At 52.8% G+C, this 26844-nt stretch carries 23 protein-coding genes and 2 pseudogenes; 5 read left to right on the top strand and 20 right to left on the bottom strand.

Annotated features, from left to right (window positions below; genetic code table 11):
• Positions 1–180 precede the first annotated feature (180 nt).
• Together E1162_RS16120 and E1162_RS16115 are read right to left on the bottom strand one after the other, a co-directional pair.
• Positions 181–759 (bottom strand): hypothetical protein, encoded by a 579-nt coding sequence (locus E1162_RS16120; protein WP_155133259.1) that lies wholly within the window; start codon positions 757–759, stop codon positions 181–183.
• A 148-nt stretch (positions 760–907) separates the two neighbouring features.
• Positions 908–2668, bottom strand: a complete 1761-nt coding sequence (locus tag E1162_RS16115; RefSeq protein WP_155133256.1) for a glycosyltransferase — start codon at positions 2666–2668, stop codon at positions 908–910.
• Positions 2669–3143: 475 nt separating this feature from the next.
• Here E1162_RS16115 and E1162_RS16110 point away from each other — a divergent pair, with 475 nt between their 5' ends.
• Entirely contained in the window at positions 3144–3953 is an 810-nt protein-coding gene (locus tag E1162_RS16110; protein WP_371311987.1) for a transporter substrate-binding domain-containing protein, read from the top strand.
• Here the strand turns inward: E1162_RS16110 and E1162_RS16105 are convergent.
• Positions 3910–4749, bottom strand: coding sequence for a sterol desaturase family protein (locus E1162_RS16105; protein WP_371311986.1), 840 nt, complete (start codon positions 4747–4749; stop codon positions 3910–3912). The genes E1162_RS16110 and E1162_RS16105 overlap by 44 nt on opposite strands.
• Positions 4750–4887: 138 nt before the next feature.
• On the opposite strand from E1162_RS16105, the gene E1162_RS16100 reads away from it, so the two are divergent.
• Positions 4888–5538 (top strand): alpha/beta family hydrolase, encoded by a 651-nt coding sequence (locus tag E1162_RS16100; RefSeq protein ID WP_155133250.1) that lies wholly within the window; start codon positions 4888–4890, stop codon positions 5536–5538.
• A gap of 88 nt (positions 5539–5626) precedes the next feature.
• Here E1162_RS16100 and E1162_RS16095 read toward each other — a convergent pair whose 3' ends face one another.
• From E1162_RS16095 to E1162_RS16085, 3 genes are read right to left on the bottom strand one after another with little or no spacing between them, the layout of a single operon-like run.
• Positions 5627–6628, bottom strand: a complete 1002-nt coding sequence (locus E1162_RS16095; protein WP_155133247.1) for an Hsp33 family molecular chaperone — start codon at positions 6626–6628, stop codon at positions 5627–5629.
• Entirely contained in the window at positions 6628–7557 is a 930-nt protein-coding gene (gene argF, locus E1162_RS16090) for an ornithine carbamoyltransferase (protein ID WP_155133244.1), read from the bottom strand. Before argF ends, E1162_RS16095 begins: the two co-directional genes overlap by 1 nt.
• Positions 7558–7572: 15 nt before the next feature.
• Entirely contained in the window at positions 7573–8775 is a 1203-nt protein-coding gene (locus E1162_RS16085) for an aspartate aminotransferase family protein (RefSeq protein ID WP_155133241.1), read from the bottom strand.
• Positions 8776–9503: 728 nt separating this feature from the next.
• Here E1162_RS16085 and E1162_RS16080 point away from each other — a divergent pair.
• Positions 9504–10097 carry a GcrA family cell cycle regulator gene (locus E1162_RS16080; RefSeq protein WP_155133238.1) on the top strand — a complete coding sequence of 198 codons (594 nt, stop codon included), beginning with the start codon at positions 9504–9506 and terminating at the stop codon, positions 10095–10097.
• Positions 10098–10240: 143 nt separating this feature from the next.
• Here the strand turns inward: E1162_RS16080 and phoB are convergent, their stop codons facing one another.
• From phoB to E1162_RS16020, 13 genes and pseudogenes are all read right to left on the bottom strand, one after another.
• The gene (gene phoB / locus E1162_RS16075; protein ID WP_155133235.1) at positions 10241–10927 is read right to left on the bottom strand and encodes a phosphate regulon transcriptional regulator PhoB; all 687 of its coding nucleotides are present in this window, start codon (positions 10925–10927) and stop codon (positions 10241–10243) included.
• A 21-nt stretch (positions 10928–10948) separates the two neighbouring features.
• Positions 10949–11665 carry a phosphate signaling complex protein PhoU gene (gene phoU, locus E1162_RS16070; RefSeq protein ID WP_155133232.1) on the bottom strand — a complete coding sequence of 239 codons (717 nt, stop codon included), beginning with the start codon at positions 11663–11665 and terminating at the stop codon, positions 10949–10951.
• A 32-nt stretch (positions 11666–11697) separates the two neighbouring features.
• Positions 11698–12537, bottom strand: coding sequence for a phosphate ABC transporter ATP-binding protein PstB (gene pstB / locus E1162_RS16065; protein WP_155133229.1), 840 nt, complete (start codon positions 12535–12537; stop codon positions 11698–11700).
• A gap of 17 nt (positions 12538–12554) precedes the next feature.
• Positions 12555–13430 (bottom strand): annotated as a pseudogene (gene pstA, locus E1162_RS19725) (phosphate ABC transporter permease PstA); the annotation flags it as partial.
• A gap of 462 nt (positions 13431–13892) precedes the next feature.
• Positions 13893–14375: pseudogene (locus E1162_RS19720) on the bottom strand (DUF3333 domain-containing protein); the annotation flags it as partial.
• Positions 14368–15756, bottom strand: coding sequence for a phosphate ABC transporter permease subunit PstC (gene pstC / locus E1162_RS16055; protein ID WP_155133223.1), 1389 nt, complete (start codon positions 15754–15756; stop codon positions 14368–14370). The gene pstC and the pseudogene E1162_RS19720, both read right to left, overlap by 8 nt.
• Before the next feature lie 96 nt (positions 15757–15852).
• Positions 15853–16872: a PstS family phosphate ABC transporter substrate-binding protein gene (locus tag E1162_RS16050; RefSeq protein WP_371311985.1), complete on the bottom strand. Its 1020-nt coding sequence runs from the start codon at positions 16870–16872 to the stop codon at positions 15853–15855.
• A gap of 146 nt (positions 16873–17018) precedes the next feature.
• A complete protein-coding gene (locus E1162_RS16045; protein WP_155133221.1) occupies positions 17019–18386 on the bottom strand; it encodes an ATP-binding protein in 1368 nt (455 codons plus the stop codon).
• Between the two features lie 298 nt (positions 18387–18684).
• Positions 18685–19176 carry an SRPBCC family protein gene (locus E1162_RS16040; protein WP_155133218.1) on the bottom strand — a complete coding sequence of 164 codons (492 nt, stop codon included), beginning with the start codon at positions 19174–19176 and terminating at the stop codon, positions 18685–18687.
• A 66-nt stretch (positions 19177–19242) separates the two neighbouring features.
• A complete protein-coding gene (locus E1162_RS16035; RefSeq protein ID WP_155133215.1) occupies positions 19243–20220 on the bottom strand; it encodes a metal ABC transporter permease in 978 nt (325 codons plus the stop codon).
• Positions 20221–20222: 2 nt separating this feature from the next.
• On the bottom strand, positions 20223–21437 hold the full coding sequence (locus E1162_RS16030; RefSeq protein WP_155133212.1) for a metal ABC transporter permease: 1215 nt from the start codon (positions 21435–21437) through the stop codon (positions 20223–20225).
• Between the two features lie 8 nt (positions 21438–21445).
• Positions 21446–22276, bottom strand: a complete 831-nt coding sequence (locus tag E1162_RS16025) for a metal ABC transporter ATP-binding protein (protein WP_155133209.1) — start codon at positions 22274–22276, stop codon at positions 21446–21448.
• Positions 22276–23187, bottom strand: coding sequence for a metal ABC transporter solute-binding protein, Zn/Mn family (locus E1162_RS16020; protein ID WP_257099053.1), 912 nt, complete (start codon positions 23185–23187; stop codon positions 22276–22278). Before E1162_RS16020 ends, E1162_RS16025 begins: the two co-directional genes overlap by 1 nt.
• Positions 23188–23509: 322 nt before the next feature.
• Here E1162_RS16020 and E1162_RS16015 point away from each other — a divergent pair, with 322 nt between their 5' ends.
• Both E1162_RS16015 and E1162_RS16010 read left to right on the top strand, forming a co-directional pair.
• Positions 23510–24412 (top strand): MBL fold metallo-hydrolase, encoded by a 903-nt coding sequence (locus E1162_RS16015; RefSeq protein ID WP_371311984.1) that lies wholly within the window; start codon positions 23510–23512, stop codon positions 24410–24412.
• 102 nt (positions 24413–24514) lie between these two features.
• Complete coding sequence (locus E1162_RS16010) at positions 24515–25729, top strand: MalY/PatB family protein (RefSeq protein ID WP_155133794.1); 1215 nt, start codon at positions 24515–24517, stop codon at positions 25727–25729.
• 71 nt (positions 25730–25800) lie between these two features.
• Here E1162_RS16010 and E1162_RS16005 read toward each other — a convergent pair whose 3' ends face one another.
• Positions 25801–26712 carry a DUF1499 domain-containing protein gene (locus tag E1162_RS16005; protein ID WP_155133203.1) on the bottom strand — a complete coding sequence of 304 codons (912 nt, stop codon included), beginning with the start codon at positions 26710–26712 and terminating at the stop codon, positions 25801–25803.
• Positions 26713–26844 lie beyond the last annotated feature (132 nt).

Genomic DNA, 26844 nt, shown 5'->3' with positions numbered 1-26844 from the left:
TGTAATTATTATTGCGTATATTCTTGGCGAAGCAGCCTTTTTTTGGCAACTCGCTTATTTTAAGCCACCCTCCCGCAATGCTTAACGGATCCAACACTCTGTATTGAACCGTGAAGCCTCATCTTTCTAGAGTTGTAAATCTTGGAGTTATGGAAGCGTGCTTAGTGCCTGCTTTGAGCTCTAAACGCCCATCTTGCTCATTACTATCTTCCAAGCCATGAGCACCCGAGGGTCTTCGTCGCCCTGATCTATATCTTCAAAAAAGAAGTCGTAGGCGTGAGCGCCTTCGTCATCTTCAAGTTCATCACCATCAAAAAGGGGCGACCTTGAAACGGCTTCATCCAAATCGAAACACTGAGCGAAAGCGTCCGGGTCTTTCAGAACCGTAAAGAACCGCTCACCGAACTCCCAGCCTTTTGCAAACTGCTCAGGGTTCGAAATGCTGGCAAGAGACATGCGTTCGCCAATTGATGGATCTTGTATTCCCGTCGTGCGTTGCCAAACGACGACCTGCAGTGCGCCGAGGAGGCTTTCCCGATCCGCGATGCCCCAGTCCCTCGCGTGTTCACCGATGATCGCTCCAAATACGCCCAAGCTGTAGGGCGTGTACCAGCGCTGTTCTTTATCTGCTTCAACACCCTGCCCCTCAATAAGCGGGGAGAGGCGAAGCGATAGTTTTCGCGCAACACCGCTTACGCGCAGGTGGTTGTACACCAGCTGCGGCAGCTCAAACAGGTTCTGGGCAAGGCGCTGTACCATATTAAAAATCGAGAGGCCTTTATTTGTGTCTCATCCCATTATGTAGCGAAGCGGCGCTATGGGAATAATGATAGCAAGGCTGCGCTGCCATAGTCACTTAGAGCCCCGCCAGAGTTAATACGGTACCTTCTCAAGATAAGATCATAGGCTAAGTAATGACTTCAATGCTGGGACCTGTCGGCCGCTTGGCAATGCCGTGGGCAGTCTTTCGCCAGTGATGTGGCCGGGAGAAGAATTCCCAGCCAGCCTTCCAAGTCGCAGCGCTAGAAAGTACCCAGTAAAGGGGAAGTGTGGCTATCTCCCACGCCTTTGGCTCTAACCCTCTCATTTTTGCTGCTGCGTAGGTAGCGCTCATGGAGCCGACCAGACCAATTACAGCGCTGGATGCTCCTAGTAGTCCTAATGGCGAGAGGACTAGCTCTATGAAGGGAGCAAAACCTCCACTAAAGAGCGAAAGCACTATTAGATAGGCAAGGCAAATCAGCGTGAGCGGCCCCAGAAACAAGCAAAACAACCCGCCGCCCATCCATATGAGGAAGATGGTGAGATCAAAAATGCCTGTCTCTTTGTAGAGCTTAAAAGGCTCTCTTAGATGCACCGCCAGCGTCTGTATCCATCCTTTGTGCCAGCGCGTTCTTTGTGAGAACCATGCGGTGAGCGTCGTTGGCGCTTCTTCATAGGTTGTCGAAGTGAGCTTCACCGTTTCAAAACCGTTGCGTTTCAGTCTCAGCCCTAAGTCAGCATCCTCTGTGACGTTATAAGGGTCCCAGCCTCCTGTTTGTTGCAGGGCCTTGCGGCGGAAGTGGTTTGACGTTCCGCCAAGAGGCAGAAACGTGCGTTTTTGAGAGAACCACGGAAGCAGAAGGTCGAAGAGCGCGGCGTATTCAAAAGCAAACTGGCGGACCAGCCAGCCCTCGTCCGCGTGGTCTATGGAAAGCGAAGCTTGCAGACACCCTACGCTCTGCGGCAAATACCGAAAGGCAGCAACAGCTTTGCGCAGTTGGTCGGGTTCTGGTCGGTCTTCTGCATCAAAAACAGTGACATAAGCGCCTTTGGTAACGGAAAGACCAGCGGCGAGCGCTCTTGGCTTTGTGCGCGGGTGCCCAGCAGGCAAAAGGAAGAAGCGCATATAAGAGGGAAGCACTTTCATCAGGGCTTTCAAGGTCGTCTCATCATGAGCCTCGACGAGAAAGATCACCTCTAGTTTGTCTTTGGGATAATCAAGCTTCTGAATGGCCTCGACGATCTGCTTGCAAATCTCCTGTTCGTTGTAGAGCGGAACAAGAACCGTATAACGCGGGAGATCGTTGCCTGACACTGGTGGCGGAAGCACCTCCTGCCGCCTTCGGTTCCAGAGCGAAATGAGCCGTATTGCTCCAAGCGCGATTGCCGTTCCTTTCAAAGCAATAAGGGAAGCGAAAAAGAGCCCCGTGACATCAAGCAGGATACCAAGGAAGAACATCGAAGGTGACAACGCCAGAACGGTGACCTGCGTAGATGTCATACGCCGGTTTGCGGATGCTAGAGGGCTTTGATCTGCAAGGTGCAAGGTTCCGGTAGCGGTCACCGCAAGCTGGTGCAAATGTTCCGGCGTTACGATGACTGGCTTGCCGCCTCTATCTTTTGCAGCGCGGAGTAGCTGCGGAAGTTTGGTAAGATCAAGGCCAACGGGAGAGATGGCCAGAACGTCCTTTCCATGGGTATCGACAGCGGGCACCAACAGACCGCCGGAGTATTTGAGTATCTTCTTCTGTTCCTTACCTTTTTGGCAGATTTTCAAACTTCCAAAACGCGCATAGTGCGCGCGCAGGTGGCCCGCTACTGTCCAGCAGTATTTTTCTGCGTCCAGAAACCCTTTTTTGATGAGTGCTTCAGCTGGAGACAGCCCCTCTTGGGAGGCAAGTCGCATTCCCAGTTGCCGAACAGGGGCAAGGCAGCCACTTTTTTCCAGCAGTTGTTTTTCTAGCTCGAAGGAAGGATTGATGGCAGGTTCTGTAGGCGAGACTGGCGGTCTAGTTGGCGCAATATCCGGAGCCCTCTCTGGCTGCGAACCAACCCTTTGAACTTCTGGTGTTTTTTCCGCTTTCCCGTTCCCGCCGAATTCAGCCTCTCCGCCGTGCCCATTCAACGCGCCTAAGAGGATTGCCTGCGTATTTAGAGCACCCAGTTGGAGTGCTCTTCGGTGAAGCGCCCCTGATAAACCAAGGGAAAGGGGTGAAACTTCCCCTCGTTGTCTTTTCCAAGAGCAGTCATTCACCTAGTATCACTCCCATTACGCAACACCAAAATGGATTACCAGACCTACTATGAAAGCCCGCCTGCTCCCTTCATTGATAGTCCTATCCACTTTGTTGTTGCAGCCGCTGATTTATGGATCAGCAGAAGTGGCAGCTCAGACGAACACCCAACAGGTAATCGTGGTTCCGCGCCCAGATGCGCCGCCAACGCCAGTCTTCTCCGAGCCACAAACCTTTTTGAATTCAACCAATAAGAAGCCGGATAAGATCAGATTTCTGGCTTCTGATGACTTCCCTCCCTTTTCCTTTCGCGATGGAAGCGGAAGATTGGTGGGTTACAATCTCGATCTTGCCCGTGCAATTTGTGAGGAGCTTGCAATAGCCTGCAGCTTGCAGGTTAAGCCATTTGCTCAGCTTATTCCGGCACTTGAAGGCAAAGAAGGCGACGCCATAATTGCAGGCCTCGGGATTTCACCGGGCACGTTGGAGAAGGTCAGCTTCTCCAATATCTACATGCGCTTTCCGGGGGTATTTGCCGTAGCAAAAAGCTTTCAGGAAGACCCAACTCCGAAGAGTTTGAGGGGCAAACGGGTCTCTGTCGTCGATAACTCCCGCCACGAAGCGTTTCTGGAGCGCTTCTTTACTGGCACAGAGCTCATTAGCTTTGATGATGATGCCAAAGCGCGAGCTGCTCTGGTGCGAGGCGAAGTGGACGCTCACTTTGGCGATGGCATGAGGTTGTCGTTCTGGCTGGAAAGTGAAGCTGCTCTTGGCTGCTGCAAGTTTTCCGGCGGCCCGTGGCTAGACCCCTATTACTTTGGCGAGGGCATGGCTATCGCTGTGCGTTTGGGGGATACAATCACTCAGACAAACATCAACCTTGCGCTTGCCCGTCTGCAAAGCAACGGGCGCCTCAGCGAGCTTTATCTGCGTTATTTCCCTCTCGGTTTCTTCTAGAAACCCCTAGTGCTTTGAAGGGTAGAACTAGAAGCCAGAGCAGTTTTTTGGTTTCTCCGCCTGGATATTGCTTCAACCCAATCACCATTTTTTCCTGCCCAAGAGCTGGATCTTCTGTGTAAGTGCCAAACAAGCGATCCCAGAACGGGAAGTTGAAGCCATAGTTGCTGTTGGTCTCGATCTTCTCGTCAGAATGATGGATGCGGTGCATATCCGGCGTAACGATTACCAAACGAAGAATACGGTCCATCGCCCTTGGTATTTTGATATTGGCGTGATTGAACAAGGACGCTGCATTCAAAACGATCTCGAAAATAACAACACTGAGAACCGGAGCGCCAAGAGCAACCACAAGAGCGGCCTTCCAAAGCATCGATACGCAAATCTCCAGCGGGTGGAAGCGAATGGCGGAGCTCACATCAAGTCTTCTGTCTGAGTGATGAACCTTGTGCAGGTTCCAAAGCCACTGCCACTTGTGAGAGACTAGGTGCTCTAGCCACACAGCAAAGTCGAGAATGAAGAAGGCGATCACACCAGCAATCAATGGCGAAACATCTAGCCAGTTAAACAGGCCAATACCGTTTAAGTTGGCCCAGTAGGCCGAAGCAACAGCAGCAACGGGCAAAACGAACCGCAGCACCAGCGTGCTGACAATAGACAGGCCCAGATTAGCGAACCATCTTTGCGGGCGATCATGGGCTTCGCGGCGCATAGGGATAACTATCTCCAGCAGCGCCAGCACCAGAAAACTGCCGAGAAAAATGGAGAGTCTGATCGTCGCTTCGTTTTCCATCATCACCCCGCCTTTACTTTTCTGCCCCTGATAGTAATAGGGATAAAAAATCAGGTTTCACGGGCGTCGCGCAAGATATTTTTCCGCATAACGGATGTGCCCCCCTGCCAAACCAATCACTTTAGCGTTACGTTTGCGGCTATGACAGACATTCTATGGAACCGGCCTGAAGGCCAATCAATCGGCACATTCATCTTTGCCCATGGCGCAGGTGCCGGTATGGACTCCAACTTTATGGAGCGATTTGCGCAGGCCCTTTGCGGCCATGGCGTTACCGTTGCCCGCTTTGAATTTGATTACATGGCAAAGCGTCGTGTAACCGAGAAGAAAGCGCCTCCACCAAAGGCTGAAAAGCTGGTGGGAGAATACCAGCGCGTTCTGCAGGAAGTGCAGAAGGAAACCGAAGGCCCACTCTTCATCGGCGGCAAATCCATGGGTGGCCGCGTAGCAGCTATGCTCGCCTGTGGTTCTTCTCTGCCAAAGCGCGTTGCTGGCGTTGTATGCCTTGGCTATCCGTTCCACCCGATCGGCAAGGATGCGCCTGAGAACTGGCGCATGGAGCCTCTTGCTGACAGCAAGCGCCCGATCATGATCGCTCAGGGCGAACGTGACCAGATGGGTCACTGGTGGGAACTGGACGAAATTGAACTGCCTTCCACAGTGACCATTCACTTCCTTGAAGATGGCAACCATGACTTCGCACCGCGTGGTCAGTCACCAGCTACTTGGGACGGCAACATCAAGATCGCTGCCGAACATGCAAAGAACTTCATCGCTTCGTTCGCAGAATAAAGCGAGATAGACTGTTCTGTGTTTTCGAGAAATAGATACAAAAAAGGGGCAGTAACAACTGCCCCTTTTTTATTGGTTTTATCTGGCCTTATTTGTCGCCAAAAACTTCAGCCGGATCAAAGGTGTACTTTGCACCGCAGAAATCGCAGTTCACCGAAACGGTGCCTTCTGCCAGCATTTCCTTCTGATCTTCTTCCGGGAAGTTCTTCAGGCTCTTGCTGATTTTTTCTGCAGAACAAGTGCAGCGATCTGCCATTGGATGCGGATCATAAACCCGTGCACCGCGCTCGTGGAAGAGACGGAACAAGAGCTGCTCTACACCAAGGTCAGGATCAGTGATCTCGCTATCCTTAACAGTATCAACCAGTGCCTTGGCCTCGACCCACGCGTCGTCTTCTTCAACGTCGTGAACTTCGGTTCCCTCTGGTGCATCGCCCGGATGTATATCCGCCTGCTTCATGCGCTCAGGCGCTTTCGGCAGGAACTGAACCATGATGCCGCCAGCGCGCCAAGAATGCTCTGGTGTTCCGTCTTCAGAACGGGTCAACATCTCGGCAACAGCCAAGCGCACGCGAGTTGGAATCTGCTCTGACTTCATGAAGTAGTCGTGAGCTGCATCTTCCAGACTGGTGCCGCCGTTGAGAACAACAATACCCTGATAACGGCTAATGCGTGCGCCTTGCTCTACAGTGAAAGCAAGGTGCCCGCGACCAAGAAGGTCTTCCGGCTTAAAGTCTGGCTTTGCTGCAATCTCCTCAACCTTCTCACGGTTGAAGCTTGCAGTTGCGCGCAGACCATCAGGTGCGTTGAAATCCACCACGAGCATGGAGACAGCGCCGTCAGACTGCGCCTGCAATGTCAGGCGGCCGTCAAACTTCAAGGTGCTGCCAAGCATTGCAGTGAGAACCGTTGCTTCGGCCAAAAGTTTTTTCACTGCGACAGGGTAGTCATGGCGCGCAAGCATGCTGGTCAGCACTGGCCCCATAAATACCGCACGGCCGCGGACGTCCAAGCCTTCTACGGAAAACGGCAGAACGGCATCATTGCCGACCGGCTGAATCTGGGCTGGTTCGTCTTTATGTTCGCTCATTATGCCTCCGGCAGTTTATCCATACACCAAGCCAGAATACCCTTCTGGGCGTGGAGACGGTTTTCTGCCTCATCAAATACCACTGACTGCGGACCATCCATGATTTCGTCGGTGACTTCTTCACCGCGATGGGCCGGCAGGCAGTGCATAAACACTGCTTCTGAATGCGCTTCTGCCATCAGCCTGTTGTTGACCTGATATGGAGCCAACAGGTTATGGCGATAAGCTGCATCCTCGTCTCCCATGGAGACCCAGCAATCCGTTACCACAGAGTGCGAACCCTTTACAGCGTCGAACGGGTCATCGGTAACAGTAATTTCCGCACCGTCCGCACGCACTTTGTTCAACCACTCCTGAGGAACACTCAGTTCCTTCGGCGCTGCGATTTTCATTTCAAAATCGAGCTTTGCTGCGGCCTGCATCCATGAGTAAAGAACGTTATTGCTGTCGCCCACCCAAGAGATAGTCTTTCCCTTGATCGGACCGCGATGCTCTTCGTAAGTCATGATATCGGCCATAATCTGGCAAGGGTGGGATTCCCGTGTCAAAGCGTTAATGACCGGCACATCGGCGTATTCGGCAAGTTCTTGAACAGCGCTGTGGTCCAGCATACGGATCATGATGATATCGACGAAACGCGACAGAACACGGGCGGTATCTGGAATAGACTCGCCGCGGCCCAGCTGCATTTCCTTACCGGTCAGCATCAAGGTTTCACCGCCCAGCTCGCGCATACCCACATCAAACGAAATGCGGGTACGGGTGGACGGTTGCTCAAACACCATAGCCAGAACCTTGCCCGCAAGCGGGCCTGTACCGCGATGGATGCCATTGCGGTTCTGCTTCAGGATTTTGGCGCCATGCAAAATGGTTTGCAGCTGCTCGCCGGAGAAATCGGAAATATCGAGAAAGTGGTTCAGTTTCTTCATAGTATTCACCAGAACTTATTCGGCTGCAGGAGCATCTGCACTGTTGGTTTCAAGAGCTGTTGCGGCAACATCGAGCATGGATACCAGTTGATCGATTTCATCTTCCGAGATGACTAGCGGCGGCATGATACGCAGAATGTTGTCGCCCGCAGGAACAGGCAGTACGCCATTGTCACGGCAGCTCTGCAAAATCGGGCCCAGTTCACCTTTGCACTTGATGCCGAGCATAAGGCCTTCACCGCGAACCAGCTCAAACAGATCCGGATGGCTATCAACCAGTCCTGCAAGCTTTTGCTTGAGCAGCAAGCCTTTGCTGGTCACGCTATCGAGGAAGCCCTCTTCCAGAACGGACTCAAGAACGGCTTTACCGGCTGCCATTGCAAGCAGGTTTCCGCCGTAAGTCGTACCGTGAGTACCAACGACCATACCGCTTGCAGCTTCTTCTGTTGCTAGCACCGCGCCAACAGGGAAGCCGCCGCCAATGCCTTTCGCAACCGCGATAATATCTGGCGTAATGCCGGACCATTCATGGGCAAAAAGCTTGCCGGTACGGCCAACACCGCATTGGATTTCGTCCAGAATGAGCAGCAGACCAAACTCGTCGCAAAGAGCACGTAAGCCACGCAAGAACGCCGGATCGAACGGACGGATACCACCCTCACCCTGAATTGGCTCAATCATAATCGCAGCGGTTTCCGGCTTAATGGTCTTACGGACCAGATCCAGATCACCTGCATCTACCTGATCAAAGCCTTCAGGCTTAGGACCAAACCCTTCCAGATACTTCTGCTGGCCACCAGCGGCCAGTGCCGTCATGGTTCTACCGTGGAACGCGCCAGTGAAAGTAATGATACGGTCGCGATGTCCCTCGCCCTTGGCGTGGAAGTATTTGCGTGCCGTTTTAATTGCGCCTTCAGTGGCCTCAGTGCCGGAGTTACTGAAAAACACACGATCAGCGAAGGTGTTTTCAGTCAGCAACTGACCAAGCGCTTCTTGCTCAGGAACCGTGTAGAGGTTGGATACATGCCACAGCTTTTCGGCCTGATCTTTCAGTGCTGCTACGAGCTTGGGGTGGCTATGGCCAAGCGAAGACACTGCGATACCGGAAGCTGCATCCATATATCGTCGTCCATCAGCCGCAATTAGCCAGACGCCTTCTCCGCGCTCGAACGAAAGTCCTGAGCGTGCGTAGGTCTGAAACAGCGACGAGGTCGACATTTTCCTCTCCTTCATAGAATTGCGTACCGGCTCTACCGGCGCGAGGCAATTTAGGTTCTTGGTGGTGAAACAAATAAAGCCGCCAAAGCGGCGGCAGGTTGTGAACGCCGACATATAAAACCGGATAACAAAGCCTTGTCAATGACCTGCTTTATACTTTGCCAGTACACGCGGTCCTTACGTTCTTTACTAGCTGCTAAGAGTTGGCAGCAAAACGCACCGCTGCCCCAACTCTTACAAGCTCCGTTGCGCATTACGACGCAACGACCGCACAATCTAGCGAGGATTAAGTATCCCCTAAAAAACTATAATGTAGCGCCAAACAACCCGAAAAATAAAGGAAGATACAGACAAAAATCCAAAACAGACGAGGTTTTCTGCATACTCATTGGCAGAATTAGCCCCCATTGCCACCATGTCAAAAACGAATTCTTGCGTCTTCTCTGTATTGCTGCATTATACTAAAGTTACTATTGAGTAAGGCTCGTATTGAGCATTAGCAAGAACTTTACCTCCAAGGTAATTCTGGGGAAAACCATCTTAGTCCCCACCTCAATTATTTAGATTTCTTGCTCCAATCACGAGCCCTATTATAGTGTCATGAGGGTGTTTTACATCATCTCATACTGACCAATTGCTGCACAGGGAGTGCCAGACCTGTTTTTTAAGGGGTATTAAACCCACGGATTACAGAACTGGCATGGCATTGACGAAGACGGGGACCTTCTATGAGCTGGACCACAGAGCGCGTTGAACTTCTCACCAAATTATGGGCAGAGGGGCTTAGCGCAAGTCAAATCGCTGCAGAGCTGGGCAATGTGACCCGCAACGCAGTCATCGGTAAAGTTCATCGATTGGGCCTTTCCGGCCGCACTAAATCCGCGCCAGCCGCAAAGCCGCGCCGTACAGCTGCTACAGCCAGCGCCCAGACCGGACGCAAGCCGGACGCTGAAGAACTAATTATCGAGCAGGTTGTTCAGGCAGCAAGTATTGCAGCTGCCTCTCCAAAGGTTTCCCAGAGCCAACCTATCACTGCCGGTGCCACAGCGCTCAAAGTAGAGCTTCTTGAAGAAGAAGACCTTGAAGTAGCAGCAGTGCCAGCAGTTGACGTTTTTATTCCTGTTTCAGAGCGTGCGACAATCCTCACTTTGACCGAGCGGACATGCAAGTGGCCGATTGGTGATCCCGGTTCTGAGGACTTCCATTTCTGTGGCCGTCAGTCTGATGCAAGCACCCCATACTGCGCACATCACCGTCAGATCGCATATCAGCCGGTCAATGATCGTCGCCGTGAACGTAAGACGGCTGCGGCAACCGCCTGATAGCAGACAGTTTCACTTCGTAAGAAGAAAAAAGACCGGAGCTCCATATGAACTCCGGTCTTTTTGTTTGTAGCTACTTCAAAGCGTTGGGTCTGTTAGGACGCGAGGTTTGACTAGTTGTCCCCCCCCAAACGGCTCAGCGATTAGAATTGATCGTCGAAGGCATAACCAGCGCCGCGCACCGTTCTGATAGGGTCTTTCACATTGCCTCGGTTGATAGCCTTGCGCAGACGGCCGACGTGAACATCAACCGTTCTCTCGTCCACGTAGACATCATGCCCCCAAACACGATCAAGCAAGTGCTCACGTGAGTAAACACGGCCCGGTGAACTCATAAGAAACTCTAGAAGACGAAACTCCGTTGGCCCCAGATGCACTTCTTTGTCACCACGCTTAACGCGATGGGTTTCGCGGTCCAGCTCGATGTCACCTGACTTAAGCTGAGTGGAAACTGCTTCCGGCTTTGCACGGCGGAAAACCGCGCGCACACGAGCCATAAGCTCTGGCACAGAAAACGGCTTGACCACGTAATCATCAGCACCTGTCGAAAGGCCGCGAATACGTTCGCTTTCCTCACCGCGAGCTGTCAGCATAATGATGGGCATACGCTCGGTCTCCGGGCGGGCCCGCAAGCGCCGACAAAGCTCGATACCGGAGAGCCCCGGCAACATCCAGTCAAGCAGCAGAAGGTCCGGCTGTTTTTCTTGAAGAAGAATTTCAGCCTCGTCACCGCGTGCGCAAACATCGACCTGATAGCCTTCCGACTCCAGATTATATCGCAGCAGCAGGCTTAACGGCTCCTCGTCTTCTACAATCAATATCTCAGGCATACTTCTGATATCGCTTTCTTGTTATTCGGTCGGCACATTCTGACGACCAACATCCAACTCGTCGGTCTTCGGGCGCTCTACAGGCAGATGATTGCCTGTAAACATATAATATATATTCTCGGCAATGTTCGTCGCGTGATCACCGATACGCTCGATATTCTTTGCACAAAATAGTAGGTGCGCACACATGGAAATGTTACGCGGGTCTTCCATCATATAGGTCAGCAGCTGGCGGAAGATGGAGGTATAAAGGGCATCCACTTCCTTATCACGTAGTTGCACGGCCTTGAGTGTGCGCTCATCACCGGTGGTGTAAGCGTCCAACGTGTCCTTAAGCTGGTTGAGGGCAAGTTCAGACATATGCTCGACACCTACGCCCAGCTCCATTGCCTTCAAGCTTGTTTCAATGGCTAGAGCACGTTTGGCAACGTTTTTGGCAAGGTCCCCTACTCGCTCCAAATCGTTAGAGACACGCATCGCCGCGATCACTTCACGCAGATCGCTTGCAACTGGCTGGCGGCGGGCGATGATGGAGATGCAAAGGTTCTCAAGGTCCGCCTGCATGGCATCAAGGCGCTTATCCGCCTCAATAACCTTGCGGGCGGTTTCAACGTCATTGGTAATCAACGCATGGACAGCATCTCGCGAGAGCGCCTCTGCAAGGCCGCCCATTTCCACCACCCGAGAAGCCACATCCTTTAGCTCCACATTAAAAGCGGAGACGATATGATTGTTCATAGATTGTTATCCTTCTGCAGGCTTCCGGCGCCCTAACCGAAACGACCTGTGATGTAGTCTAGCGTTCTTTGGTCTTTTGGATTTGTAAAAATGTCATCGGTGTTGCCCTCTTCGACCAACTGGCCGAGATGGAAAAATGCCGTGCGCTGCGAAACGCGTGCAGCCTGCTGCATAGAGTGTGTAACGATGACAATGGTGTATTTGCGGCGAAGCTCGTCGATCAACTCCTCAACGCGGGCCGTTGCAATCGGGTCAAGGGCCGAACACGGCTCATCCATCAATATCACCTCAGGCGAAACCGCGATGGCGCGGGCGATACAAAGGCGCTGCTGCTGACCGCCGGAAAGGCCTGTGCCCGGCTCATCCAACCGGTCTTTGACCTCTTCAAAAAGACCAGCGCGTTGCAGGCTTTTGGCAACGATCTCTTCAAGCTCTGACCTGTTGCGCGCTAGACCGTGAATACGAGGACCATAGGCGACGTTTTCGAAAATGCTCTTCGGGAACGGGTTTGGCTTCTGGAACACCATGCCAACACGAGCCCGCAATTCCACCACATCGATTTGCGGATTATAGACGTCTTCGCCATCAAGCAGGATATCGCCCTGCACGCGGCAGATGTCGATGGTGTCGTTCATGCGGTTGAGGCAACGCAGGAATGTTGACTTGCCACAGCCAGATGGGCCGATTAGGGCTGTAACCTGATTTTTGCGAATATCGAGATTTACATCAAACAGCGCCTGCTTGGCCCCGTAGAAAACGTTAACGTCTTTGCCCTGCATTTTGATGGGCGAGACGACGCTGGAGATATCGCTAACCGTACCCATTTCAGAAGTGGATGCGTTTTCAACGGCCGCTAGATTGGATTTCATCATAACTCGTCCCTTTCGCCTTACCAGCGACGCTCGAATTTCTTTCGCAGCACAATTGCAATGGCGTTCATGGCTATGAGGAAGCCCAAAAGCACCATGATTGCTGCGGAGGTTTTTTGTTGGAATGCAGGCTCTGGAAAATCCGCCCACATAAAGATTTGCACGGGAAGCACCGTTGATGGATCAAACGGACCACCCGGAATATCGACGATAAACGCGACCATACCGATCATGAGAAGCGGAGCGGTTTCACCAAGAGCCTGAGCCATACCGATGATGGTTCCGGTTAAAATACCCGGCATGGCAAGTGGCAGCACGTGATGGAACACTGTCTGCAAGCGCGAAGCGCCAACGCCAAGCGCCGCCTCGCGGATAGACGGTGGCACCGCCTGAAGTGCAGCGCGAGATGCGATGATGATGGTCGGCAGTGTCATAAGCGCCAGCACCATGCCGCCGACAAGCGGAGCAGAGCGCGGCAGGCCAAACACACTCAAGAAGACGGCAAGGCCAAGCAAACCGAAGACGATGGAAGGAACGGCAGCAAGGTTATTGATGTTCACTTCAATAAGCCGCGTCAGGCGGTTCTTTGGTGCAAACTCTTCCAGATAGATGGCTGCCGCCACACCAATGGGGAACGACAGAGCAAGCGTTACCAGCATCGTCCAGAAGGTGCCGACAACTGCGCCCCAGATGCCTGCTGTTTCAGGCTCTCGGCTTGCACCAGAGGTGAAGAACAGCGTGTTCCATGTGTTGGTAATCAAGCCCTTTTCGGAGAGGTAGTCAGTGTAGGCAATCTCTTTGTCGGAGAACTTACGCGAGCCTTCCGGCACTTCGATCTCTACTAGCTTCCATGAGCCAGCCGAGGCTTCTGTGTCTTCGGAGAGTGGAACAAGCACTTCACCTTTAACAGTATCGCCTGCAACTTCGGTTAGTTTGACCACACCGCCATTTACATGAAGGAAGTAGCTTGGAAGCGCATCGCCTAACTGCTGGTTGGCACTTGATGGAGATAGGCGAGCTTCGAAGCCGCTAGCTTTTTGCTGCAAGCCAGAGATTGTCGCGTCCAATCGCTCCAGCACTTTCTCGTTAGAAGCAATCTCGCGGCCAAGGGCTTCCTGCCGGTCTGCCGCCGCGTTTGCCACGCTGCCTTTCAATTGGTCGATACGCGCGACCAAATTCTGACGAGAAAGATCACGAAGGCTTAGCTGCTCTCGAACCTCCTCCAACTGACCGTTAAGGTGGCTAACGGCAACTTGGGTAAGAGGCGCAAAATCAGCATCCGAGCTGGTTAGGGTATAGGTTTTCCCCTCTTCGGCAATGCTCAGCGTGCCTTGTGTCTCAAGCTGCTGCTTTTGTGTGATCATGCCCTTGATGTAGAGGTCAGCATAATCTGACAGCAGTACATCCACTGGCGCCACGCTACCGAGGGGAACATCACCAGCGACCACTTCTCTTTGCAGTACTACGTTCGCACCGCCGGAAAGCAGGCCATTCATGACGCGTTTGTCTTTGCGCCCAGAAACGAATGGCAATTGCTCAGCCAACGCATCGCGAATGATACGGTTGTAGCTGGCTTTTTCCGGTGCTTGCGGGTTCACCTTTTCTGCAGTCAGGTTGAGTGGTAGCCGCAGATAATTATAGGTGAACGCTGGAAGCCCTTTGGAAACGATAGACGTGAGCAGCAGCACCAAAAACAGGGCTGCAATACCGACGGCAGACATACCAAGCAGCTTGAAAAGGCGCTCTGTCCGATACCGCTTTTTGAGACGGGCTCGCGCATCGTTGGACGTATGGATACCGGATGGCAGCTCCGGACGGGCGGCGGATGTCAGGTCAGTCATACTGTTCTCTGTATTTTCTCACGACACGCAGCGCGAAGACGTTCAGGGCAAGGGTGATGCAGAAAAGCAGAAGACCAAGAGCGAAAGCGGCCAGTGTTTTGGCGCTGTCAAACTCCTGATCACCCACAAGCAGGGTAACGATCTGCACGGTTACGGTGGTTACAGCTTCCAGTGGGTTAGCGGTTATGTTCGCGGCAAGACCTGCAGCCATAACCACGATCATCGTTTCCCCAATAGCTCGGGAAATCGCCAGAATAAGCGCAGAGACAATACCCGGAAGTGCGGCGGGTAGAACCACACGGCGAATGGTTTCTGACTTGGTAGCCCCTAGCCCTGCTGAGCCATCTCGCAGAGACTGTGGCACGGCATTGATCACGTCATCTGAAAGCGAAGATACAAACGGGATGATCATGATGCCCATGACGAGGCCAGCGGCCAGCGCGCTTTCAGAGGAGACTGATAGACCCAGCCCCTCGCCCCAACCTCGGATGGTTGGCGCAACAACAAGAGCAGCAAAAAAGCCGTAGACTACAGTTGGGATACCGGCCAGAATTTCCAGCACAGGCTTTGCTGATGCCCGAACCGGCTTGGACGCGTAATCTGAAAGGTAGATCGCGCTTAGTAGCCCAACTGGGGCAGCCACAAGAATAGCAATGCTTGTGATTAGAAACGTACCGGCCAGCAGCGGGATAGCGCCGAAGATCTTGGTGTTTGTCTGCGTGCCGTCTGCACCTGCCCCTTCAAAAGCACTTTGCGGGCTCCAATGAGTGCCAAACACAAAGTCAAGAACAGGCACTTTGCGGAAGAACATCAAGCTTTCGAAAATCAAGGAAAGCACGATACCGATGGTTGTCAGAACCGCGACAGCCGAACAAGCAACCAGAAGAACCATCATGGAGCGTTCAACAAAGTGGCGGGTGCGCGCGCTCGCGCAGATGCGATGATAGCCCCAAGAAAATCCAATTATTGCCAGCACAAGCAGGGATCCGGCGGCCAGAACGTGGCCCACCTTTTGGTAGCGGGCGTAAAGGCTGGCTGCAAATTCCTTACCCTCATCCACGCCGCTGACAATACCGCCGAATGCGATTGCCTTGGCGTCTCGTAGGAATGCTTCGATCTGTGCAGATGAAAGACCTACGAGGAAGTGATCTGTCCGGGTAAGGACAAACTGGTCAAGAACCGAAGTTTGGAAAAACGCCCAGACGCTTAGAAGTAGAAAAGCGGGAACGGCCGTTAGAATAGCCAAAAACGCCCCATGATAGCCGGGACGTGAATGCAAAGTGGAAAGATCGTTTCCTGCCAATGATAGCGCTCGTCGGTGCCCTACATAGTAGGCAAAGAACGCAATCGATATGACTATTGAAAACAACGCCAGAAACATAAGTGGCTGTTCCCTTGGATTTCGAAACGAGGTCTGGGAGCCCGCTTCGTTTTCGTAAAAAAGGCCCGGCCCCTCGTCAGGGGCCGGGTAACTTGCTTAGTAGGAGAATGGGGTCAGGTTTGCTGCAGCTTTTGCGACGGTATCGCGCTGTTCAGCAGGCAGTGGGATAAGGCCCTTATCTGCCAAGTAGCCTTCGTCACCCCAAGTATCTTCATTGGTGAACTCGGCAACGTAACCTTCAATACCCGGAATAACGCCAGCGTGCTCTTTCTTCACGTAGAAGAACAGGCTGCGGGAAACTGGATATGCGCCATCAGCGATTGCTTCGAAGGTTGGCTCTACACCACCCACGTTTGCAGCTTTCAGCTTGTCAGCGTTCTGGTCGAGGAAGGAGAAGCCAAAGATACCCAGAGCGTTCGGGTTCGCATCGAGCTTTTGAACGATCAGGTTGTCGTTCTCGCCAGCTTCGATGTAAGCGCCGTCCTCACGGATTTCGTGACAGGCTTTTTTCTTCAGACCCAGATCAGCGGCGCCTGGAACTTCCTTACAACCACCTTCAAGAGCAAGCTCGGAGAACGCATCACGTGTACCAGAGGTTGGTGGAGGGCCGAGTACTTCGATCTTGGTGCTTGGAAGAGACGGGTCGATGTCAGACCAGTTTTTGTATGGGTTCGCAACTAGCTTGCCGTCCATAGGAACTTCCTTGGCAAGAGCAAGGAAGATCTGGCCCTTTGTCAGGTCAAGGGATGGACCGCTTTTGGAACTAGCCATGACGATACCATCGAAGCCAACCATTACCTCAACCGGCGTTACGCCATTTTCAAGGCAGGTCTTCAGCTCTTTTTCCTTCATGCGGCGGGACGCATTGGTGATGTCTGGCGTATTTTCGCCAACGCCATCACAGAAGAGCTTGATGCCACCACCGGAACCGGTGGACTCAACGACAGGTGTTTTGAAATCTGTTTTCTGGCCGAACTGTTCGGCTACAGCAGTAGAAAATGGAAATACGGTAGAAGAACCAACGATCTGAATCTGATCACGAGCTTGAGCAGAGCCTGTAGCAATTGCGCTGACCAGACCAACCATAGCAATGCTTGCCAATGCCTTATTTGTCACCTGACGTCTCCTTGGGAGTATCGGTTAAACCCTTCAACCCGGACGCTCATCCGTCCGGGACGAGGTGAAAACTACGCCTTCGCTATGATGGTTATATGAAGGTTTGTTTTCAGTTTTGTGACAGTATAAGGCTTTGTTTTTTCGCGTTAATCTTCTTCCATCTCGGTAATAAGCGACACAGCTCCCGGTATAAATATGCGAAATGTTGCACCTTCTCCGAGATGACTATCTATTTCGAGTCGTGCGCGGTGACGGGTCAAAATGTGCTTAACGATAGCTAGCCCCAGACCCGTACCTTTCATCTGGCGGCTTGTCTGGGTATCGACACGGTAAAACCGTTCTGTAAGGCGTGGAAGGTGTTCTGGTGGAATACCCGGCCCATAGTCTTTTACTGAAAGGAGCCATTCCGGCACGTCCTGACTACCAGAAACCCGTTCGATTTTCAGATCGACTTTACCGCCGCTGCCACCGTATTTGAGTGCGTTTTCGGCAAGGTTATGAACCACCTGAATGAGCTCATCCTTTTCGCCTCGCACGACAACAGGTGCATCCGGCACTTCAATGGAGACATCGACCTCCAGCTCTTTGGCGATCGGCGCTAAGGAGTCCACGGAGTGCTTTAGCACGTCCCGAAGATCGACAATGGTCTCAGGCAGAACGTGAACCTTCATCTCGATACGCGAGAGGGAAAGCAGATCGTCAATAAGGCGGCGCATGCGCTCTGCCTGTTCCAGCATGATGGCAAGGAAGCGCTCGCGAGCCACCTCATCGTTTTTGGCTGGTCCTTGAAGGGTCTCGATAAAGCCGGTTAGAGAAGCCAGCGGAGTGCGAAGTTCATGGCTTGCGTTGGCCACGAAGTCTGCACGCATGCGCTCCAGACGTTTTGTTTCGGTCAGATCTCGAATAACAACGAGAATGAGGCCGGGCCTTTTCTGCCCACCAGAGCGGCGCACTGCAACGCTCCAAAGTGGGGAGATATGGGCTTCAAGCCATAGCTCCATCGGCACCTTTTCAGACCACTCGATAATCTCTGAAGTACCACCGTGAGCAACACGGTCCAGCGCTTCCAGCAAGGACGGTGCACGGATACGGAAGGAAAGCGGGTCACCAAGGGCGATGATACCGAAGCGCTTTTGGGCAGCAGCATTCACATACTGCGTGGTGCCGCGATAATCGACGACATAACACGGGTTGGGCAGTGCGTTGACGACAGATTTCATGCCTCTATCGAGAACGGACGCATCCTCTTTGGAGCCTAGGGCGCTTGGTGGTTTAAGCTTGGTGCGGGACTTCATGCCCCCGCCGATAACCAGCGTGAACAGCACTGCAAAGGCGGTAAACAGCGCCCAGAACGGCACATCGAACGCAAGATAGAAGAAAGCAAGGACCAGCGCGAAGGTCAGCAGTAACCAGCGCACATCAACGGATTTGCGATAGACCGTTTTTCTATTGATCCTCAAGCCCAACGGTTCAGAGCTTAATTCCGCTTCTTTGCCCTCGTTCGCCTTAGCCAATGATTATAACCGCCACTTTATTATCTTAGGGGTTTAGCCCTTGAGAGCTTGCCATGTACTTGGTGAAGGAAAACCTTAAACACCGAGCATGACACTCTAACGACTATCCCAGTTGTTCGTTTAAACGATTTTGAAGTCCCGTTGATTTGGTGGTGCTTTACCGTGCAGCATCAATGGGAGCCCTGCCCCTTATTCTAGAGACCAGAAGCGATATATTTAGCAGAGCCAACCATTTTTCAAGCAACCAAAGTGCAGATTTTACGGTTCAAGCGATGCGCACCCACAAAACCCTGCTGCCTCAAGTAGAGGCCAGAGCGGGCTGCGCCTCCCAAAACCTGCGAAACTCTTGAAGGCAATAAGGCCAACCAGCCGAAGATTGCATGGCGCTTTGGTAGATCTGGCCATCTTCGCCGTAGTTATCGAACCCATGGAATTCTACCGAGATGACGACGCTATGACCTTCCTGACGAAAGCCGATATCGATGCCACCTGCATTTTGCGGATCGGAAATGAGCAAGCGCTTGGGAGAAATGAGCCAGAATAGTGATAGCCTTGAAGGTCGCTCGATGTTCTCGATTGTGCCCCACACCAACCGTCTGCCGTCCTCTGTATCTTCATAGCAGTCACCACCGTGTACCGGCGAAAGACCTATGAAGCTATCTTCCTCAAAGCGATAGTCCATCGGCCACCACTCGTTGAAGCTTTGCGAGAATGCGTCGAATACGTCATTCAACAAACCCGTCACGACGATCTGGCACGCGTCCTTGGTGCCGTCCTCGATTGTTGCCATATTAACCCCCTCAGTCAGGCCATGATGGCCACCCGACTGAGGAAGCTTAGCAGTGACTATGTAATTCTACAAAGCAACGCTGGGGATATCGTCTGATGCAGCGCCGTTGCTTAGATCGTTCTTCTGGCGCCAGCGGCGTGGAATAACGCCGTATTGAGGGGCAAACAACATCGCGATGAGCTGGAAGAAGCCAGCGACAACTGCGATCATACCGGCAGCAGAAACGCTCATATAAGAGCCAAACATCAGCGGACCGAATGCGCCCAGTAGGTAGCCCAGCACGCCGCTGAGGACAGCGAAAACGGCGGAGAGCTTGATTTGCGTTGCCATATTATCAGTCAGCATTCGTGCAGTTGCTGCAGGACAGATGAACATGGCGATAACAAGAATAGAGCCCACTGCACTAAACGCTGCAACCGATGCAATTGCGACCATCACAATCAATGCAAAGCCCAAGAAGCGCGGTGAAAAGCCAAGGCTTTGAGCCAATAGCGCATCAAAGCTTGCAAGTTTGAGTTCTTTAAACAGAGCCAGAATGAACCCGACAACCAGCACTGTAACGACAGCAAGCACGCCAATATCGTGAGGCAGAGCGCCAAGCGCTGCCGGATCAAACAGGCTCTCGATGCCAGTTGCTTCCAGCCAAACCGCACTTTCGAGATTACCGTAGAGTGCGTGCTCTACATCCAGATGAACACCGGCGGTTCCTGTCTGCTCCAGAATAACAACACCTGCGGCAAACATGGTGGTGAACACCACACCCATCGCAGCGCCGGACTCAACGTTACCTACGCGGCGGATCACCTCGATAAGCACCACCGCGAAGATAGCGGAGACACCGGCACCAAGCATCATGGCAAGTGCACTAGCACCACCTGAAAGCAGGAAGCCGACAACAATACCCGGCAGAACGACGTGGGAGATTGCATCGCCCATAAGTGCCTGCCTGCGCAGCACAAGGAAGTTACCAAGCAAACCGCAAACCAGCGCTGCAAGAGTGCCCAGAAGGATGCTTGGAAAGTCAAATTGCCAGAAGATTTCCATTGTTACACCCCTACCGGAATTACACGAGCGCCCAGTTTGTTTTCCAATGACTTAACCGTATCAGGCGGCAGCACTTCTTGAATAAGCTTCAGTGACCACTCCTGCACAGTTGCCGCTTCATCCGGCTCTTCCTGTTTATAGAGGTTCCATAGCGCCTGATCGCGAGCGATAACGCGGGCCTGCGCATATCCTGTTGGTGTGACGCGTCCATCACCTTCCATAAACCGCGCTTTTACCAGCAATTTTCGGGTTACCGGCTCGAGGATTGGCTCATCATGAGCGATGGAAAGGAGACCTTGGCGCATGTGGACCTGTCCTTGGAAACGACGATGGCGCAGGTATGCAGCAAGCAATCCGCGCACCGGCGAACCGATGAGAGACACCACGAAGAAAGAAAAGAGAACGAGAACGATAATGCCGCCGGTTGGCATATCTGGCGCGGAGGCTGAAATTGCTGCACCGAGGTAGCTACCAACCGCGCCGATAGCTGCGGACAGAGCAACGACAACAGGAACGCGCTCACTCCAAAAACGAGCTGCGACTGGAGGAATAATGGCCAGCGCGATGATGAGAACGAGCCCCACCGTCTTCAACCCGATAACAACCACTGCCAGTAGAAGCAGCAGCAGTGTTCTATCCAACATCGTAACGTTGTAGCCGCTCGCTGCGGCGAAGCCTTCATCAAAGCAAAGGATGGTGAATTCCTTGATGCGCAGAAGAAGCGCGAAGCCCACGACGACGGCAGCAATGGCAATGATCATCGCTTCTGAATAGGTCATGCCCGAAGTTGCGCCGAGCAAGAAGCCTTCCAGACCGGCACGCCCCGCAACAGACATGGACTGAATGACGGTAAGCAGCACCATACCAAGCGCAAAGAATGTCGATAGAACTGTTCCGATTGCGGTGTCTTCGGTTAGGCGGGTATGGGAGCGGATCCAGTCCACCGCCAGCACACCGATGCCCGCAGAAAGAGCTGCGCCTACTAGCAGAACCGGCAGCGAGCGCCCTACCCCGAAAAACAGCTCTCCTACGATGAAGGCAAGAGCAACACCGGGAAGCGTTGAGTGGCTGATAGCATCGGAAACCAGCGTGCGCTTACGCAGCAAAACAAAAACACCAACTGCACCACTGGCAGCGCCGAGAAGAGCTGCACCAATGCACACCAGCGCTGTGTTATAGCCAGCAGACAGGAAGAGAATATCGACAAGTGAAGGCATGCTATGACCTATTCTTGTTCTTTAGCTGAACTTTGCAAACCTTCAAGCTGGGTCGATGCCAATCGGCCGCCATAGGCTTTTTGCAGGTTCTCTGCCGTAAAGGCTTCTGCAGTCGGGCCACTTGCAATGTGCTGACCGTTAATCAGCAATACATGGCTGTAGTACTGGGTGACGCTTTCCAGATCATGGTGCACAACAAGAATGGTCTTGCCGCGTTTTACGAGCGTGCGCAGCACTTCGATGATTGCTTTTTCGGTAGCAGCATCAACACCGGCAAACGGCTCATCCATGAGGTAAACATCAGCATCCTGCGCCAAAGCACGGGCAAGAAACACACGCTGCTGCTGGCCACCTGAAAGCTGACCAATCTGGCGATCTGCAAAGGCAGTCATACCCACAGCTTCAAGGCTTTTCAGAGCTTCTTGACGTTGACGACGACCAAGCCAGCGGAACCAGCCCACCTTGGCGTAAAGGCCCATCATGACAACATCAACTGCGGTTGCAGGAAAATCCCAATCTACCGCGTTGCGCTGCGGGACATAGGCGACCTTGTCCATCATCTTGCGGACAGGCTTGCCGAAAACGGTGGTTTCGCCAGACAGCTTAGGGATAAGGCCGAGTGCGGCCTTCAGAAACGTAGATTTACCTGCGCCGTTTGGACCGATAATGCCGATCAGTTCCCCTTTGGGGGCTGTGTATGTGACATTCCAGAGAACCGGTTTGTGGTGATACGCTACAGTCAAACCGGAAACGTGGAAGGGAGAATCCTTCCACGCGGTTTCAGCTTGCACGCTACCCCCTTCGTTTTGTTGAAGGTTGTAGTTGTCTTGTGCCGCCATTAGCTTTCTCCTCGAGAAAGTTTGTTATTGAGGCCACGTTCCGGGGCTTTGCCACCAAGTGCACGGGCAATACTTGTCATGTTGTGGTCGATCATGCCCACATACGTTCCTTCATAGGTACCAGGGTCACCCATGGCATCAGAAAACAACTCTGCACCTATGACAACTTTATGGCCGCGGGCAGCCGCGCCTTCCACTAATGCACGGACATTTCGCTCAGAAACCGAAGATTCTACAAAAACAGCTTCGATTTTCTTTTCGACCAGCAAATTCACCAGTTCTTCAATGCGGTTGAGGCCTGCCTCAGAGTTAGTAGAAACGCCCTGAATGCCGACAACCTCCATACCAAAATCGCGACCAAGGTAGGCAAAGGCATCGTGCGCAGTTACGAGCACACGCTTCTGCTCTGGCACGGTGGCAAGCACCGTATCGCCATAGTCCGCAAGGGCTTCAATCTGCTTGCGATATTCGTCCGCATTTTTCTTGAAGTAGGCTTCGCCTTCTGGGTCCAGTTCAATCAGCGCTGCTTCTGTAGCATTCACCGCATTGATCCAGAGTTCAGGGCTCATCCAAACGTGCGGATCATAACGGCCCTGATAGTCTGCGCTGCCCATACGCTTGTCTTTAGAGATACCCTCACCCACGAAAAATACCGGCTTCTTGGTCTTCAGCTTCAGCAGCAGCTCTTCCAGCTGCGCTTCGAGAAACAGGCCGTTTGCGAAAATCGCATCAGCGCGGCCCAGTTTGACCACATCGTTACGTGTCTGGCGGTAGGAGTGCGGATCGATACCTGATCCGATCAAAGCTTCCGTCTCTACGCGCTCTCCGCCAACAGCCTTTACAGCGTCAGAAACCATGCCAACGGTGGCAACAATGTTGAGAGGTTCTTTCGCTGTTGCTACAGCGCTCATACCCAAGAGCAGTCCCACGGCCAAAAGGCTACGTAAACTCCCGGTGATCGACTTCATCTTTTGATCTTTCTTTACAAGACAAGGGCTTGTTCATTGATTCTGCTTAGAGAATGACCACAAGCCGCGGAAAAAACCATACGCACATCCACACTCTACTTGCAACTCATTCTTAATTGCAATCTAAAAAACCACGTAGTTCGGTAAATTTTGCATCCCTAGAGATGCATTTAACTGATGGGACAACCAATTACCCATTGAGATTCCCTAGGTTTCCTCATAGAGCCAGAAGGGTATGAAGCTGCAAGCTTGGGGAGGATAGGCAGTGCTTGAGTTCAATCGCACATTTGTTCCGCGCTACGGAGAACATGTGGAAATACTTCCAGGGCTTTCGCGCGTTACCTGCAACAATCCCGGTCCGCTTACATTTTTCGGCACCAATACCTTCCTAATTGGGCAGAAAGAAGTAGCGGTTCTTGACCCTGGTCCGCTTGATGAGGCGCACCTCTCAAGCCTTATGGAAGCAATAGGCTCGCGCCCCGTTAAGGCTATTCTGGTTTCCCATACACACATTGATCACTCACCGCTTGCGCAGGCACTACAGGACAGAACGGGCGCTCCAATATGGGGCTCAACCGAGCATCGCCGCGCGGAAGCCTTTAAGGACATGCCAGAGAACCCAATGCAGGCGAGCGCGGATGCTTCATACAACCCTGCCCGCATCCTCAAAGGCGGAGACCGCTTCACCATTGATGGAATGGAAATCGAGACGCTGGACACACCGGGACATACGGTCAACCACATCGCCTTTCGCATACCTGAGATGAAGGTGGTCCTCACCGCCGATCATGTTATGGCGTGGTCTACGACGGTTGTTGCGCCGCCGGATGGTTCAATGTCTGACTATATGGCGTCACTTGAGCTACTAACCGGATTTGGCGACCACAGGATGTTTCCAGCCCATGGTGGGGAAATTTTGAACCCTTCTCAATATCTACCCGCTCTGAAGGCTCACCGTCTTCAAAGAGAAGCGGCAGTTATGGAGCAAGTCGCAGCAGGCGTTGAGAGTATTCCTGAAATGGTTGCAGTCATTTACAAGGATGTGGACCCGAAACTGCACGGCGCAGCGGCACTTAACGTTCTCGCCCATCTTGAAGACCTTGTGGTGCAAAAGCGCGTTTCCTGCGAACTGCCAATATCCCTTAGCGGAAAATTTATTCCCGCATAGCTCTGAAAAACTCAAGGATAGAGACCTATCTCATCCTTGGAACGCTTCAGGGGCGCATGTATCCTCGTAGAACTAACAACATTCAAGAGACAGTCTGTAACCATGGCCATTGATTTCGACAGCATCGTTGATCGCAAGAACACACACTCTATGAAATGGGACGAGATGGAAAGCCGCTACGGCATCTCTGCTGAAGATGGCATTCCTATGTGGGTTGCGGATATGGACTTCCGTCCGCCGCAGGCTGTCAACGACATGCTGAAGGCGCAGGCCGAGCATGGCATCAATGGTTACTATGGCGATGATGATGCATTTAAACAGTCTATCGTCTCGTGGATGGATCGCCGCCATGGCTTCACTGTCGAGAAGGACTGGATCTCCACCGTACCGGGTGTCGTTGCCGGATATTCTCTTGCCATTCAGGCATTTTCCGAGCCGGGCGACGGCGTTTTAGTTTTCTCTCCAGTTTATCACGCCTTTGGCCGCGCGGTTCATGCAAACAACCGCAAACTCATTGAGAGCCAGCTTCTTATTGAAGGTGGGCAGTACAAGATCGACTTCGAGACCCTGCCTTCTTTGGTCGATAAAAAGACGAAGATCCTGCTGCTCTGCACGCCGCACAACCCGGGTGGCCGTGTATGGACCAGAGAAGAGCTGGAGCAGATCTGCGCTTTCTGCCTTGAGCGCGGCATCTTGATCATCTCTGACGAGATCCACGAAGACCTTGTGTTCTCCGGCTACAAGCACATTCCAACTGCGACCCTTTCACCTGAGATCGCAGCACGAACCATCACTTTCTCGGCAGCCTCCAAAACCTTCAACCTTGCAGGCTTTATGACTGCGGCGGCGATTATCAGCGATGAAGATATCCGCAAGCGCTATGCAGCACAGGCAAATGCTTGCGGAATCGGCCCTAACCGTTTGGGTTCGCTCGCAACAACAGCAGCCTACAACAACGGCGACGAATGGGTAGACGCGGTCGTTGAGTACATTGAGGGTAACGAGAAGCTACTGGCAGAAGGTCTTGAAGCGGCTATTCCGGGCGCGAAAGTCATGCGCTTACACAGCACCTACCTTTCTTGGGTAGACGTCAGCGGTGTGGACTTGCCTTTCAACGAAGTTCTCAGACGCATTGAGCGGGACGCAAAAGTTGCGGTGAACCACGGAGCGACATTCGGCAAAGGCGGTGAAACGTTCGTCCGCTTTAACCTTGCTTGTCCGCGTGCAATGGTTACAGAGGCTATCGCGCGTATTGAGGCAGCATTTGCCGATCTTCGCTCCCAGTCCGGCACCGCAGCGGCGCAAGAGCAAGCCTGACGGCAAGCCCGCCTCTTACGCGGAAAGCAAATACAGCGATTTTGAGCAGGGTGGACCTCTACCCTGCTCTTTTAATTGCGAAGGCTAGGTTTTAGATCTGGAACCGGCGTTATCTGACGTGGTTTCAGAGGACCAGAGTTTTGCTCTGGCTCCTTTGTAAAGTCAGGCAGTTCGTACTCAGGGTCAAACTCGCCTTCCAGCTGGCCCGGAGTTGGCAGCACCGCCGCATCGCCGTAGGATTCCAGCAGCACAGCATCAAGCTGATCCAAGAACTTGCGGATACGCTTTGCATTTGCGCCAAAGTCATGCTCACCGAAGCGGGAAGCGGACCGGATATCAAGCAAAGAGCCTACCGGATCAGGCCGAATGCGCAGCGCTACATCATCCTTGAAAGCGAAAATCGGCGTCGTTGCTTCCAAGATGAAAAAGGAAGGTTCATCCGACAAGTCCGAAGCCCCATCGTAGAGGACAACCCAACCCAGCCGCTCCGCCACATTGCCCGCCGCGTTATGCAGCTCATGCGGGTGCACTCTGAAACGGCGCGGCACGATATCTGGATAGTGCTTTCTCTGCAGATCGATCTTTGCTGCATCAAGGGGTGCTTCCAGCTCCTGATACTGGTTTAGCGCAGGCGGCTCTTGCAGATCGGTTGAGACGTCATTCATGCGCGGATAGTTCATGAGACCTACCACCGCGAGGCCAAACGGAAACAGAGCTATACCTGCAAACAGAATACCCCAAACGGAATTGCCAAAGCCCTTGCCGCCTTCCCTCCAAAGATCGACGAGGGAATAGAGAGCCAACCCAAGGCCCGCAACACCCATGGCAAAACCAAAGCCGAAGAGGATTACAAGCTCTTGAGCACTGATAAGCTGAAAGCGATGGGCAAGCAGGGATATGATCAGAAACGGTAGTGCAATGGCACCGATCCGTCGGCTAAGCCACGCTGACTTGGAAACCCGCATTGGCAGAAGGTTGTACATTGCCCCTCGTGTACTTTACCGCACCCGTCCTCAGCCCAAACCCGTCTTTCCTTGGGTCAAACTATTGACCGCAAAACGGGAAGTACCAGAGCACTCAATATTATGAGTTTTAACGCGCCTTACAACCGAGCA

It is taken from the genome of Pseudovibrio flavus, from assembly GCF_009711345.1.
Lineage (GTDB): Bacteria > Pseudomonadota > Alphaproteobacteria > Rhizobiales > Stappiaceae > Pseudovibrio > Pseudovibrio flavus.
This window is presented reverse-complemented; position numbering and strand designations above follow the sequence as displayed.

What these genes read in the sequence shown, in the direction of transcription:
- E1162_RS16120 (WP_155133259.1), bottom strand. Translation starts at nt 759, where the DNA reads ATGGTACAGCGCCTTGCCCAGAACCTGTTTGAGCTGCCGCAGCTGGTG.
- E1162_RS16115 (WP_155133256.1), bottom strand. Translation starts at nt 2,668, where the DNA reads ATGCGACTTGCCTCCCAAGAGGGGCTGTCTCCAGCTGAAGCACTCATC.
- E1162_RS16105 (WP_371311986.1), bottom strand. Translation starts at nt 4,749, where the DNA reads ATGATGGAAAACGAAGCGACGATCAGACTCTCCATTTTTCTCGGCAGT.
- E1162_RS16100 (WP_155133250.1), top strand. Translation starts at nt 4,888, where the DNA reads ATGACAGACATTCTATGGAACCGGCCTGAAGGCCAATCAATCGGCACA.
- E1162_RS16095 (WP_155133247.1), bottom strand. Translation starts at nt 6,628, where the DNA reads ATGAGCGAACATAAAGACGAACCAGCCCAGATTCAGCCGGTCGGCAAT.
- argF (WP_155133244.1), bottom strand. Translation starts at nt 7,557, where the DNA reads ATGAAGAAACTGAACCACTTTCTCGATATTTCCGATTTCTCCGGCGAG.
- E1162_RS16085 (WP_155133241.1), bottom strand. Translation starts at nt 8,775, where the DNA reads ATGTCGACCTCGTCGCTGTTTCAGACCTACGCACGCTCAGGACTTTCG.
- E1162_RS16080 (WP_155133238.1), top strand. Translation starts at nt 9,504, where the DNA reads ATGAGCTGGACCACAGAGCGCGTTGAACTTCTCACCAAATTATGGGCA.
- phoB (WP_155133235.1), bottom strand. Translation starts at nt 10,927, where the DNA reads ATGCCTGAGATATTGATTGTAGAAGACGAGGAGCCGTTAAGCCTGCTG.
- phoU (WP_155133232.1), bottom strand. Translation starts at nt 11,665, where the DNA reads ATGAACAATCATATCGTCTCCGCTTTTAATGTGGAGCTAAAGGATGTG.
- pstB (WP_155133229.1), bottom strand. Translation starts at nt 12,537, where the DNA reads ATGATGAAATCCAATCTAGCGGCCGTTGAAAACGCATCCACTTCTGAA.
- pstC (WP_155133223.1), bottom strand. Translation starts at nt 15,756, where the DNA reads ATGTTTCTGGCGTTGTTTTCAATAGTCATATCGATTGCGTTCTTTGCC.
- E1162_RS16040 (WP_155133218.1), bottom strand. Translation starts at nt 19,176, where the DNA reads ATGGCAACAATCGAGGACGGCACCAAGGACGCGTGCCAGATCGTCGTG.
- E1162_RS16035 (WP_155133215.1), bottom strand. Translation starts at nt 20,220, where the DNA reads ATGGAAATCTTCTGGCAATTTGACTTTCCAAGCATCCTTCTGGGCACT.
- E1162_RS16030 (WP_155133212.1), bottom strand. Translation starts at nt 21,437, where the DNA reads ATGCCTTCACTTGTCGATATTCTCTTCCTGTCTGCTGGCTATAACACA.
- E1162_RS16025 (WP_155133209.1), bottom strand. Translation starts at nt 22,276, where the DNA reads ATGGCGGCACAAGACAACTACAACCTTCAACAAAACGAAGGGGGTAGC.
- E1162_RS16020 (WP_257099053.1), bottom strand. Translation starts at nt 23,187, where the DNA reads ATGAGCGCTGTAGCAACAGCGAAAGAACCTCTCAACATTGTTGCCACC.
- E1162_RS16010 (WP_155133794.1), top strand. Translation starts at nt 24,515, where the DNA reads ATGGCCATTGATTTCGACAGCATCGTTGATCGCAAGAACACACACTCT.
- E1162_RS16005 (WP_155133203.1), bottom strand. Translation starts at nt 26,712, where the DNA reads ATGTACAACCTTCTGCCAATGCGGGTTTCCAAGTCAGCGTGGCTTAGC.